This window comes from Gardnerella massiliensis (assembly GCF_003408845.1).
GTDB classification, from domain to species: Bacteria; Actinomycetota; Actinomycetes; order Actinomycetales; family Bifidobacteriaceae; genus Bifidobacterium; species Bifidobacterium vaginale_H.
In genome coordinates this window covers 1-12,655 of sequence record NZ_LRTV01000012.1, presented here as the reverse complement: position 1 = coordinate 12,655, position 12,655 = coordinate 1, and the positions used below count along the sequence as shown (strand labels likewise).

General features: G+C 48.4%; 8 protein-coding genes and 3 rRNA genes. 10 read left to right on the top strand and 1 reads right to left on the bottom strand.

From position 1 onward, the window contains the following. Positions 1–150: 150 nt before the first annotated feature. The 6 genes from rbsD to AXE77_RS06185 all read left to right on the top strand — a co-directional run bounded on the left by rbsD (position 151) and on the right by AXE77_RS06185 (position 5,714). A complete protein-coding gene (gene rbsD, locus AXE77_RS06210) occupies positions 151–546 on the top strand; it encodes a D-ribose pyranase (RefSeq protein ID WP_116712608.1) in 396 nt (131 codons plus the stop codon). Between the two features lie 46 nt (positions 547–592). Continuing rightward, positions 593–1,639 carry a ribokinase gene (locus tag AXE77_RS06205; protein ID WP_116712643.1) on the top strand — a complete coding sequence of 349 codons (1,047 nt, stop codon included), beginning with the start codon at positions 593–595 and terminating at the stop codon, positions 1,637–1,639. 241 nt (positions 1,640–1,880) lie between these two features. Then, positions 1,881–2,849 (top strand): ketopantoate reductase family protein, encoded by a 969-nt coding sequence (locus AXE77_RS06200; RefSeq protein ID WP_116712607.1) that lies wholly within the window; start codon positions 1,881–1,883, stop codon positions 2,847–2,849. A 203-nt stretch (positions 2,850–3,052) separates the two neighbouring features. Next, entirely contained in the window at positions 3,053–3,364 is a 312-nt protein-coding gene (locus AXE77_RS06195) for a type II toxin-antitoxin system Phd/YefM family antitoxin (protein WP_116712642.1), read from the top strand. Then, on the top strand, positions 3,354–3,734 hold the full coding sequence (locus AXE77_RS06190) for a type II toxin-antitoxin system YafQ family toxin (RefSeq protein ID WP_116712606.1): 381 nt from the start codon (positions 3,354–3,356) through the stop codon (positions 3,732–3,734). Before AXE77_RS06195 ends, AXE77_RS06190 begins: the two co-directional genes overlap by 11 nt. A gap of 63 nt (positions 3,735–3,797) precedes the next feature. Next, entirely contained in the window at positions 3,798–5,714 is a 1,917-nt protein-coding gene (locus tag AXE77_RS06185) for an alpha-glucosidase (protein ID WP_116712605.1), read from the top strand. A gap of 137 nt (positions 5,715–5,851) precedes the next feature. Here the strand turns inward: AXE77_RS06185 and AXE77_RS06180 are convergent, their stop codons facing one another. Then, the gene (locus AXE77_RS06180) at positions 5,852–6,661 is read right to left on the bottom strand and encodes an SIR2 family NAD-dependent protein deacylase (RefSeq protein WP_116712604.1); all 810 of its coding nucleotides are present in this window, start codon (positions 6,659–6,661) and stop codon (positions 5,852–5,854) included. Between the two features lie 397 nt (positions 6,662–7,058). Here AXE77_RS06180 and AXE77_RS06900 point away from each other — a divergent pair, with 397 nt between their 5' ends. The 4 genes from AXE77_RS06900 (at position 7,059) to rrf (ending at position 12,651) form a co-directional block, all read left to right on the top strand. Further along, entirely contained in the window at positions 7,059–7,205 is a 147-nt protein-coding gene (locus AXE77_RS06900; protein ID WP_162720529.1) for a hypothetical protein, read from the top strand. 189 nt (positions 7,206–7,394) lie between these two features. Then, positions 7,395–8,920 (top strand): 16S ribosomal RNA (locus AXE77_RS06175). A 375-nt stretch (positions 8,921–9,295) separates the two neighbouring features. Further along, a 23S ribosomal RNA gene (locus tag AXE77_RS06170) occupies positions 9,296–12,357 on the top strand. A gap of 177 nt (positions 12,358–12,534) precedes the next feature. Further along, positions 12,535–12,651, top strand: a 5S ribosomal RNA gene (rrf, locus tag AXE77_RS06165). The 16S, 23S and 5S rRNA genes sit together here, the layout of an rRNA operon. The last annotated feature ends 4 nt before the right edge of the window (positions 12,652–12,655 follow it).

Below are 12,655 nucleotides of genomic sequence, written 5' to 3'. Positions count from 1 at the left end.
AAAATTTATTAATACCGTATGATTTAGTGTTCTCAGCGCCATTTTTTTCTTAATAAGATTTTTATCATATATGTTCGTGGTGGCGAACTTGTTATAAAGGTGATGATCATTGTTGATGTCACTTTCATGAGCCGTGATATGGGGTGAATTATGTTAACTCATGGTATTTTGAACGCACAATTAGCAGCTGCTATTGCAAAATTAAGGCATAAGGATCAATTTGTTGTTTCTGACTGTGGCTTGCCTGTCCCGGCGGGCGTAGAAGTTATTGATTTAGCCTTGGTTTTTGGAATACCGCGATTTACTGACGTGCTTGCATCAATAAAGGATGATCTTGTTCTTGAGTCTGGTATTATGGCGGAAGAAGCTTGTGATGATGTTCCAGAAACATGGGTCAAGGATCTGCTTGGCGTGCCATTGACTTATGTGCCGCATGATGGCGAACAAGGATTTAAGGCTCTTGTTTCGCAAGCTAAATTCGTGATTCGAACGGGTGAGACTACCCCGTATTCTAACGTGTTGCTGCGTTGTGGTGTTCCATTCTAAGCTTTGTTTTGCGCAATATTTAGGGAGAATTATGTCTAGTTATCATATGCTTGACTCGTTGGAGAGTTTAGAAAAGATTAAAGTCATTCAGCCTGTTAATGTGGATTTGCAACATGAAACATTGCCTGCGATGCGAAATATGAAGATGCCTACTGTAGCGATAGTTGGTTCTATGAATGCGGATTATACTATTGTTGCTAATCGTCTTCCTATGCCTGGTGAGACCATTAAAGGCAACGAAATACGAATACTGCCTGGAGGTAAGTCAGGTAATCAGGCAGTATCTGCTGCAAAGCTTGGTGCGCACGTATGTATGTTCGGTGCGGTAGGCGATGATGCTAATGCTGATTTTCTTACTGGTGCTTTGCAAGAATCTGGTGTTGATACGACGTATGTACGTCATGTACCCAATTGCAACAGTGGTGCAACAGTGATTACAGTGGATGCGCAAAGTGGCGAAAATACTATTGTTTATGCGCCTGGATCTAACTCGCAAGTTGATGTTGATTATATTCAGTCGCCATCTGTGAAAGCTGCTATTACTAGTGCAAAAGTATTAGGACTTTGTTTGGAAAGTCCGTTAGAATCGGTTACGATGTGCGCTCGCTTAGCGCATGAGCATGGCGTAAAAGTTTTGCTTAATAATTCGCCTTTTTTGGATACATTACCGCAAGATCTTATACGATCTGCAGATATCTTACTGGTTAATGAGCATGAAATGGCGCAATTGTTGCATATTTCAGAACCTGATAATGGCGATTGGGATTCGTTTGATTGGCAGCATGCACTTCGTGCAATGCATGAGTTTGGCTTTAATGAAGCGATAGTAACACTTGGTTCAAAGGGGTCTATTGTTTTGGATTATGCCGATAATTCAGTGCATAGAATTATGGCTCAGCATGTCAATGCTGTTGATACCACTGGTTGTGGTGATGCTTTTATGGGTACTGTGCTCGCATGTTTGTCTGCAGATATGCGACTCGTTGATGCGGCTTCGTTGGCTTCTTATGTAGCTGCATATGCTGCTACTGGATTTGGTGCACAAGCTTCTTACGGCACAGTTGCTCAAATTCGTCAATTTTTTCACTTGTAAGTAGGTGATGCATGCATAAATTGTGTATATTCAGTTGACGTTCGCGCCTTGCCGATATACAAAATTTTGACATTCTCCAAAAACTGTGTAATATGCTATAAAAACCAAAAAGCAGTTGGCTGATTTTAGTCACTACGATCAGCCTTACTGCTTTTTATTATATTTGTAGTCGCTTCGACGTAATTCCTGTAAATGCATGAATCTCGCCTAAGCACACTTTTACCTAAAAGGAGGTGTCACTATGAGTGGCATGAAATATGCAATGATCGGTTCTGGAGCTATGGGATATCGCTATGGCGTTTTGTTGCAGGAAACGGCCGGTATTCATGTTGACTTCATTGACACCTGGGATAAGAACGTAAATAAGGTGCGTGAGCAGGGCGGTGTAATGGTTAGCCGAGACCACGAAAACCGCCATTTGGTGCCGATTAATATGTATACGCCGGAAGATTACGATGGCAATCCAGACGTGTGGATTGTGTTTATGAAGCAGATGCAGCTTGCAGAAATGTTGGAGCGTTGCAAGCATCTGTTTAAGGATCATCAAGTTGTGTTTGCTGCAATGAACGGTTGGGGGCACTTCGAAAAGTTGCAGCAGTACTTCCCGGATGATCATATTTATGGCGGAACTGCCATGATTGCAACAGTTTTGAACGGCCCGGGAGACGTTGATTTTATTGGTAAAGTTGGCGTTGGAACCATGAATATGTGCGCGTTGAATGAGCAGGTAAGCGATGTTGAGCTTGCTATGCGAGACGACTTTAAAGCTGCTGGTTTGAACCCTACTATTACGGAAGATTTTAAGGGTACTTGCATGGCGAAGGTGATTTTTAATTCCGTAATTAATACTTTGTGTACTATGTATCAGATTCAGATGGGTCAGTTTATTTCGTACCCAGGAGCAATGGATATGGCTCGTCAGCTTATTAACGAAGCGTACGATGTGTGCGATCGTGCCGGAATTCGTATGGTTAATACGCGTCAGCAAGAGATGGAAGCTATTGATTACGTAAGTCGCGTGGCAAATCCTTTGCATTATCCTTCTATGTATCAAGATATGAGCCGTGGTCGTGAAACGGAAGTTGACTATATCAACGGTTATATTGCGAAGCTTGGTCGCGAAAACGATTACGTTTGCCGCACTCACGAGTTCTTAACTCACGGCGTGCACTTAGCTGAGCTTGCGTTCAAACTGCATCATCAGCAATGATTGAGAGACTATCCCTATAGCTCTTGCAATGAATGAGAAGGAGGCGCGGCTCGCGGTTTTTGCTGCGGGCCGCTTTTTTATACTCTTTTAACTACAATATTTACAAGTATAATAACTTTTATATATACTTGTAAAACGCATAGTAAATATACATGTATTAAGTATACGCATGGATTGTCTGTAGAAAAGTTAGGTTAATGCATATGGTTACGGTAGCTCCAATAAGCACTATGGTTCCTATTAGCGCTTTTAGTAATGGTAAATCTGCGCAGGCTTTTGCAAAAGTGAGTGCTGGCATGCCAGTTACAGTGTTAAAAAACAATCAACCAATGTACTTCATTATTGATCGCGAAGATTTTGAGCATTACCAATCACTTGAGGAACAACTCCAAAAGTATATTGAAGAAGCCATTGAAAATAAAAACGAGGAAGCTCGTAAACAGGTTCAAAATCACGAATTTACTCATGAATCACACACTGCTTCAGATATGATGGATTACCTAAATGGACTGTGAAAAGAGACGACTTCTTACAATTAAGTCATTTGATAATGACTACAAAAAGATTCGTAAAAAGCATATTAACACTGAAAATTTTCTTGCTGTATTTCAGGCTCTTATAGATAATGATCAACAGATATTAAAGAGTAAATATCGTGATCATGCTCTTACTGGTAGTTGGAAAGGGTACCGTGAGTTGCATGTACAGCCAGATTTACTGCTTATTTATTGGGTTGATGGCTTGTCTGTTTCTTTAGTATTGGTGAGATCTGGTAGTCATGATGAATTATTCTCTAATGCTAGAACTGATTCTAAAATTATTCGCAAGTATTCTGAAATGGTAAGTAATGCTCTATCGTTGCTTGAAAAATCCAAAGATAGCTGAAATATGGAATAATAAATTATAGATAATAAAAAATAGATTATAAAAATAATTAATGGGGAGTGTATGACTACTTTTGATCGAGCGAACTTGCCGCAATCCGTGCGCACAAACGGCGCTACGCCAAACCCTTGGTGGGCGAATGCTGTTGTGTACCAGATTTATCCGCGAAGCTTCCAAGATACGAACGGTGACGGCATTGGTGATTTGAAGGGAATCACTTCGCGCCTCGACTATTTGGCGGATTTAGGTGTCGACGTGCTCTGGCTCAGCCCTGTTTACAAGTCTCCGCAAGACGATAACGGTTACGATATTTCCGACTATCAAGATATTGATCCGCTTTTCGGGACCTTGGAAGATATGGACGAGCTTTTGGCTGGTGCTCACGAGCGCGGGCTTAAAGTCGTGATGGATTTGGTAGTAAATCACACTTCTGACGAGCACGCTTGGTTCCAGGCTTCCCGCGACGCTTCAAGCGATTACGCGGATTGGTATTGGTGGAGGCCGGCGCGTGAAGGTTGCGTCCCTGGTGAGCCGGGCGCGGAGCCGAATAAGTGGGGTTCGTATTTTGGCGGTTCCGCGTGGACGTACGATCCAAAGCGCGGCGAATACTATCTTCACCAGTATTCGCCAAAGCAGCCAGATTTGAATTGGGAAAATCCTGCGGTTCGCGCTGCCGTGTACAAGATGATGAATTGGTGGATGGATCGCGGAATCGACGGCTTCCGTATGGATGTGATCACGCAAATTTCCAAGCATGTTGATTCTGAAGGTCGTTTGCCGGGTGAGGTTGGTTGCCAGATTGAGGATTTGCCAGCCGGAGCCGACGGCTATTCTTCGCCATTCCCGTTCTGCTCAGACGGCCCTCGCTTAGACGAGTTCTTGCGCGAGATGCGTGCAAAAGTTTTCGAAGGGCGTGAAGGTTTCTTGACCGTTGGTGAAGCTCCAGGAATTTCTCCGCATCGCAACACATATATTACGGATCCTGCTCACAGCGAACTCGACATGCTATTCCTGTTTAACCACGTGGATATTGATTGCGAAAACGGTACTAAGTGGAATCCTGTGCCTCTTAAGCTTACTTCGTTAAAGCGCGTGATGGCTGAACAGCAGCAGGCTGTAGCGGATGCTGGTTGGGCGAGCCTGTTCTTTAATAACCACGATCAGCCGCGTGCATTGTCTCGTTGGGGAAGTGAAGCTAGCGACGAGATGCGCGTGCGTTCTGCGAAGGCGATTGCAATGCTTCTGCACATGCATCGTGGCACGCCTTACGTGTACCAAGGCGAGGAAATTGGCATGACTAACGCGCACTTTACGCGTCTCGAACAGTATCGCGATTTGGAAGCGTTAAACATGTTTAAGCAGCGCGTAGAAGAAGCGCATATTCAGTCGGCGGAGTCGATGATGGATGCGCTCGCAAAGCGCGGCCGAGATAATTCTCGCACTCCAATGCAATGGAATGCGTCTAAATATGCGGGATTCATGCCTTTTAATGTTCCGTCGTTAAATAATGCGGAGCCGTGGATTAGCGTGAATCCTAATTATGTGGATATTAACGCGGCTGAGCAGATGGAAGATTCGGATTCCGTTTACGCTTTCTATAAGTATTTGATTGCGTTGCGTCATTCGGAGCCTATTGTTTCTGCTGGTTCTTGGAATTTGGTTGATGCGGATGACGAGTGCGTGTACGCGTTTGTGCGCGAGCTTAAATCTGGTTGTGAGAAGCAGGGTGATTCTGCGAAATCTGCTGAATCTAGTGCGGAATCTGCTGCGGATTCTGCGAAACGCATGCTCGTAATGGTTAATATGACGGATTCAACTGTACCTATTCCTGCAGAAAGTGCGAAAATGCTGCAAAATCGCGTTTCTAACGATTTTGTAGAGCATGACGTAATGGTTACAACCTACGACGTAAATCATGCGCTTACATCGCTTAAAAACGGTACTCTTGCGCCTTGGGAAGGTGTTGCAATCCTTTTGTAATAACTGAAGTAATCGAAAGCAAATAATTAGCCCTCGCTACTTTGCCAACCTGTTTGCAAATTGGTTTGAGTAGCAAGGGCTATTTTATTTTCGGTTCGTTATTCTACGTTTAGACGTCACGTATTAGACGTCACGTATTAGTTACTATATTCTTCAATAGTTTCGTCTACCAACTTTGGCAGAGCTTTCGCAATATCTTCGCGGATTATGTGCTTTGCCAAATAATCGTATTGGGTGGCACCCAAGTTCATTATCGTAATCGGCACTCCCGCGCGCGCTGCCAACGGCACTAAAGATGCGGCTGGAAATACTTCTAGTGTGGAACCAATAACCCACATTTCGTCCGCTTTAACTATTGCCTGCGCGCTGCGTTCCATAGCGCCTTCCGGAAGTGCTTCTCCAAAATATACGACGTCTGTTTTTATAAGCCCATTGCAAGGCATATTGCTGCGGTATGGCAGGGCACGTCTGCAATGCGGATCCGGATGCTCATCTAAATCGCGCATAATATCGGCAGTATTGTAGCTTGCATGGCAGCTCATACAATGCGAGGTGCCGATGCTTCCGTGAAGATTGACTATAAAGTTTGGATCGTTTCCGGCTTTTTCGTGAAGCGCGTCAAAGTTTTGCGTTGCTATAAGGTCGAGCATACCGGCTTGCTCGAGCTTCACGAGCGCTTTGTGTGCGGTTCCCGGCTGCGCGTTCCAAACGGGGGATTCTTTTTGCCAGCGCCAAGAGTAGATACGTTCCTCTTTGCTGCTTAGGAACGCGTCTATGTCGTAAACACTCATCTGCTCCGGGTGCTTAGTCCATACGCCGTCTGGGCCGCGAAAGTCGGGGATGCCTGCGCTTGTGGAGATTCCGGCGCCGGTTAGCACCACAATGTGGTGCCCGTGCTTGCTTGCGCGAGTGTTGGTGGTGTTGGTGGTGTTGGTGGTGTTGCTCATTCTTCTACTCCTTCGTTTTGCTAAGTTCTCATTTTCTATAAGTATTTATTTATAAGTGTTATTTAATTAGTGTTTATAAGTGTTTATTTTTAAGTATCTACTTATATAAGTATTTCTCACGCCATATATAGCGCTCATATAATATAGCGCTCATATATTTTTGCGTATATCTTACCTATTTCTGCCTCGAATATGTCTTTTTTGTTTTGTTTTCGTGTTGGCTTTGTGTCTTTGTTGCTGTTTTGTTTGGGGGTGTGGGTTGTGAGATTAGTGCGACACTCCCGGGTTTTGTGTTTTTGGGGTTGTTTTTGGTTATTTTTTGTTGGTTTTGGGTTGGGTTGTTGGTTTGTTGTTGGTTTTTTCTCTGGTTTTTTACTGTTTTCGACACGCCGGTGTTTTGGCTTGTTTTCAATGGTTTTGGGGTGTTTGTTTTTGGTGGGTTTGCGTTTTAGCGTGGGTTGGTGTAAGTTTATCTCTTGCTGCTCAGCGCGGCTGGTTCTCCTCGGTTGAGGTTGATGGGCCGGCTGGTGTGGTGGTGGTTTGAGAACTCAAGAGCGTGTCTGTACTACTTATTAGTTAATTATTGCCAGTTCATTGCCTGCCTCACAGATTGTGGGGTGCCTGAGAGATGGTTAAATGGTGGTGAGGTTTTTGTTGGGATGTTCTTTCCTTAAAGAATGTCTCGTCTTTTTCTTATTTTTTGGAGCCTTATTTTGGCTCTTCATTGAATTTTTTCGTGGAGGGTTCGATTCTGGCTCAGGATGAACGCTGGCGGCGTGCTTAACACATGCAAGTCGAACGGGATCTGACCAGCTTGCTGGTTGGTGAGAGTGGCGAACGGGTGAGTAATGCGTGACCAACCTGCCCCATGCTCCAGAATAGCTCTTGGAAACGGGTGGTAATGCTGGATGCTCCAACTTGACGCATGTCTTGTTGGGAAAGTGTTTAGTGGCATGGGATGGGGTCGCGTCCTATCAGCTTGTAGGCGGGGTAATGGCCCACCTAGGCTTCGACGGGTAGCCGGCCTGAGAGGGCGGACGGCCACATTGGGACTGAGATACGGCCCAGACTCCTACGGGAGGCAGCAGTGGGGAATATTGCGCAATGGGGGAAACCCTGACGCAGCGACGCCGCGTGCGGGATGAAGGCCTTCGGGTTGTAAACCGCTTTTGATTGGGAGCAAGCTTTCGGGTGAGTGTACCTTTCGAATAAGCGCCGGCTAACTACGTGCCAGCAGCCGCGGTAATACGTAGGGCGCAAGCGTTATCCGGAATTATTGGGCGTAAAGAGCTTGTAGGCGGTTCGTCGCGTCTGGTGTGAAAGCCCATCGCTTAACGGTGGGTCTGCGCCGGGTACGGGCGGGCTAGAGTGCAGTAGGGGAGACTGGAATTCCCGGTGTAACGGTGGAATGTGTAGATATCGGGAAGAACACCAATGGCGAAGGCAGGTCTCTGGGCTGTTACTGACGCTGAGAAGCGAAAGCGTGGGGAGCGAACAGGATTAGATACCCTGGTAGTCCACGCCGTAAACGGTGGACGCTGGATGTGGGGCCCATTCCACGGGTTCCGTGTCGGAGCTAACGCGTTAAGCGTCCCGCCTGGGGAGTACGGCCGCAAGGCTAAAACTCAAAGAAATTGACGGGGGCCCGCACAAGCGGCGGAGCATGCGGATTAATTCGATGCAACGCGAAGAACCTTACCTGGGCTTGACATGTGCCTGTCGACTGCAGAGATGTGGTTTCCCTTCGGGGCAGGTTCACAGGTGGTGCATGGTCGTCGTCAGCTCGTGTCGTGAGATGTTGGGTTAAGTCCCGCAACGAGCGCAACCCTTGCCCTGTGTTGCCAGCGGGTTATGCCGGGAACTCACGGGGGACCGCCGGGGTTAACTCGGAGGAAGGTGGGGATGACGTCAGATCATCATGCCCCTTACGTCCAGGGCTTCACGCATGCTACAATGGCCAGTACAACGGGTTGCGACATGGTGACATGGAGCTAATCCCTTAAAACTGGTCTCAGTTCGGATCGTAGTCTGCAACTCGACTACGTGAAGGCGGAGTCGCTAGTAATCGCGAATCAGCAACGTCGCGGTGAATGCGTTCCCGGGCCTTGTACACACCGCCCGTCAAGTCATGAAAGTGGGCAGCACCCGAAGCCGGTGGCCTGACCTTTTTGGAGGGAGCCGTCTAAGGTGAGGCTCGTGATTGGGACTAAGTCGTAACAAGGTAGCCGTACCGGAAGGTGCGGCTGGATCACCTCCTTTCTACGGAGTTTTTGTGCACGCTCGGTTGAGTGTGGTTACTGGTGTGGAAATCAATAGTTAATGTTTTTAAATGAGTTTGTTGGGCATGCTTTTGGGTTCCCGGATTGCCACCCCTCCATTTTTTTGGGGGTTGCGGTCCTGGCCCTTGGATTTCAGGTTGAGGCTTTTATTGTTTTTGGCTTGGGTTCTTGGTGTTGTGGTGGTTTGAGAACTGGATAGTGGACGCGAGTAAAATGCGAAACTTTTTGTTTCGATTTTTTTGCTTTTATCAATTTCAACCGGCTCCTTTTGTTGGAGTCGCTTGATCGTTTTGTGATCGTTTAGTGTGATGATTTTTTGTCTAGAGAATTTTGCTGATGGGTTCTTACTTTAGTGTTTGTCACTGGTAAGGGCGTATGGTGGATGCCTTGGTAGACAGGACCGATGAAGGACGTGACGGGCTGCGATATGCCTCGGGGAGCTGCCGAGTGGGCTTTGATCCGAGGATTTCCGAATGGGGAGACCCGGCCACTGTTATGGGTGGTCACCACAGTTTTTGTGGGGGGTACGCAGGGAAGTGAAACATCTCAGTACCTGCAGGAAAGGATACTCCGTGAGTAGTGGCGAGCGAAAGCGGATCAGGCTAAACCGGGTGCGTGTGATAACCGTCAGGTGTTGCGCATTCGGGGTCGTGGGATTGACTGTTCAGCCTCTGACGGGGTTGAGGAGAGTGATAAAATGTCGTGCTAGGTGAATGGGATTGAATTCCCAGCCGTAGAGGGTGATGGCCCCGTAGCTTGTCGTGCGATGTCTCTTTATGTTTATTCCCAAGTAGCGCGGGCCTCGTGGAATCCCGCGTGAATCTGCCCAGACCGTTGGGTAAGCCTAAGTATTCCTGTCTGACCGATAGTGTACTAGTACCGTGAGGGAAAGGTGAAAAGCACCCCGGGAGGGGAGTGAAATAGTTCCTGAAACCGTGCGCTTACAATCCGTCGGAGCCTTCTTTGTGGGGTGACGGCGTGCCTATCGAAAAATGAGTCTGCGAGTCAGTGGTATGTGGCGAGGCTAACCCGGGTGGGGGAGCCGTAGCGAAAGCGAGTTTTAAAAGGCGTTTGAGTCGCATGTCCTGGACCCGAAGCGGGATGATCTAGCCCTGAGCAGGTTGAAGCGCGGGTAAGACCGTGTGGAGGACCGAACCCACCTAGGTTGAAAACTGGGGGGATGACTTGGGGTTAGGGGTGAAAGGCCAATCAAATTCCGTGATAGCTGGTTCTCTCCGAAATGCATTTAGGTGCAGCGTCGTGTTATTGCTTACAGGGGGTAGAGCTACTGGATGCTTGCGGGCCCATACCGGGTACCAATAGCAGCCAAACTCCGAATACCTGTTAGGTTTATCACGGCAGTGAGTCGGCGGGGGATAAGCTCCGTCGTCAAAAGGGAAACAGCCCTGATCGTCGTCTAAGGTCCCGAAGCGCGTGCTAAGTGGGAAAGGATGTGGAGTCGCATAGACAGCCAGGAGGTTGGCTTAGAAGCAGCCATCCTTGAAAGAGTGCGTAACAGCTCACTGGTCTAGTGGTTCCGCGCCGACAATGTAGCGGGGCTTAAGCACGCCACCGAAGACGCGACTGCATGAATTTTGTTCATGCGGGGTAGGAGAGCGTCCTGTATGGGGTGAAGCGGCAGTGTGAACTTGTCGTGGACTGTACGGGAGTGAGAATGCAGACATGAGTAGCGAGAGACGGGTGTGAATCCCGTCCGCTGAATGACTAAGGGTTCCGGGGCCACGTTCGTCGTCCCCGGGTGAGTCGAGTCCTAAGGCGAGGCCGACAGGCGTAGTCGAATGGATGAACGGGTTGATATTCCCGTACCGGTGTTACACCGTTCGAACTGAATCTGAGAGTACTAACCTTCATTTGCGAGTTGGCTTCCTTTCGGGGTTGTTGGCTTGTTTGTGTTGGGACTGTATTGGTAGTAGGTTAGCGTGGGAGTGACGCGGGTAGGTAGCCGGCTGCGGAGGTGGTTTTCCGTGGCTAAGCGTGTGGGCTGTCTCCTAGGTAAATCCGGGGGATGTTAAGCTGAGGCGTGATGGGTAGGCTGTAAGGCTGATTCCGGTGATCCTGCTTGCCGAGAAAAGCTTCAACGTGAGGTGTGATTCCGCTCGTACCCTAAACCGACACTGGTGGTCTGGTAGAGTATACCGAAGCGATCGGGCGAATCCTGGCCAAGGAACTCGGCAAATTACTCCCGTGCCTTCGGCATAAGGGAGACCCTTGATGGTGATATGGTTTTACGCTGTTGAGCTGTTGGGGGTGGCACAAGCTAGGGGGTAGCGACTGTTTACCAAAAACACAGGAGCGTGCGAAGGCGTAAGCCGCTGTATACGCTCTGACGCCTGCCCGGTGCCGGAAGGTTAAGAGGATCCGTTAGCTTCGGTGAAGCGGTGAATTTAAGCCCCGGTAAACGGCGGTGGTAACTATAACCATCCTAAGGTAGCGAAATTCCTTGTCGGGTAAGTTCCGACCTGCACGAATGGCGTAACGACTTCCCCACTGTCTCGGCCAGGAGCCCGGCGAAATTGCAGTACGAGTAAAGATGCTCGTTAAGCGCAGAAGGACGAAAAGACCCCGGGACCTTTACTATACCTTGGTATTGTCGTTAGGTGTGGATCGTGTAGCATAGGCGGGAGGCTGTGAAGCGTGGGCGCTAGCTTGCGTGGAGTCGAATAGTGAAATACCGCTCTTTCCATATCTGGCGTCTAACCTCAGCACGTTATCCGTGTTAGGGACAGTGCCTGGCGGGTAGTTTAACTGGGGCGGTTGCCTCCTAAAGAGTAACGGAGGCGCTCAATGGTCCGCTCAGCCCGGTTGGCAATCGGGTGTTGAGTGTAATCGCACAAGCGGGCTTGACTGTGAGACTGACGGGTCGAGCAGGGACGAAAGTCGGAGATAGTGATCCGGTGCCGGCGTACGGACGTGGCATCGCTCAACGGATAAAAGGTACCCCGGGGATAACAGGCTGATCATTCCCAAGAGTCCATATCGACGGGATGGTTTGGCACCTCGATGTCGGCTCGTCGCATCCTGGGGCTGGAGCAGGTCCCAAGGGTTCGGCTGTTCGCCGATTAAAGCGGCACGCGAGCTGGGTTCAGAACGTCGTGAGACAGTTTGGTCTCTATCCTCTGCGCTCGTTGGAATGTTGAGGAGACCTGCCCATAGTACGAGAGGACCTGGGTGGACGAACCTCTGGTATGCCGGTCGTCACGCCAGTGGCGCTGCCGGTTAGCTACGTTCGGAAGGGATAACCGCTGAAAGCATCTAAGCGGGAAGCCTGCTCCAAGATAAGCATTCCATGCACGTTAGTGTGTGAGCCCCCATGTAGAACACGTGGTTGATAGGCTAGATGTGGAAGCCCTGTAAGGGGTGGAGCTGACTAGTACTAATGGGTGATGGTGACATTCTTCTCTACTCTTGTGAGTGGGGAGGGTGAGTTTCTGTGAGTATTTTTCTTCTAGTGTTAATGAGTACTGAATGTTTTGCTTAACGATCGGTTGGTAAGAGTTGTTTTTGCTCGCGTTCATGTCCGGTTCCCAAACCGCCAACTTGCCACTCACTGCTGGTGAGTGTTATAATTAAGTTTGCGGTGGTCATGGCTCAGGTGAGACGCCCGGTCCCATTCCGAACCCGGAAGCTAAGGCCTGACACGGCGAGGGTACTGCACTCGATAGGGTGTGGGAGACTAGCACGCTGCCGCATTATT

Bases quoted from the DNA above. Each gene is read 5' to 3' on its own strand.
- rbsD (WP_116712608.1), top strand. From the start codon at position 151: ATGTTAACTCATGGTATTTTGAACGCACAATTAGCAGCTGCTATTGCA.
- AXE77_RS06180 (WP_116712604.1), bottom strand. From the start codon at position 6,661: ATGAGCAACACCACCAACACCACCAACACCACCAACACTCGCGCAAGC.
- AXE77_RS06205 (WP_116712643.1), top strand. From the start codon at position 593: ATGCTTGACTCGTTGGAGAGTTTAGAAAAGATTAAAGTCATTCAGCCT.
- AXE77_RS06185 (WP_116712605.1), top strand. From the start codon at position 3,798: ATGACTACTTTTGATCGAGCGAACTTGCCGCAATCCGTGCGCACAAAC.
- AXE77_RS06190 (WP_116712606.1), top strand. From the start codon at position 3,354: ATGGACTGTGAAAAGAGACGACTTCTTACAATTAAGTCATTTGATAAT.
- AXE77_RS06195 (WP_116712642.1), top strand. From the start codon at position 3,053: ATGGTTACGGTAGCTCCAATAAGCACTATGGTTCCTATTAGCGCTTTT.
- AXE77_RS06200 (WP_116712607.1), top strand. From the start codon at position 1,881: ATGAGTGGCATGAAATATGCAATGATCGGTTCTGGAGCTATGGGATAT.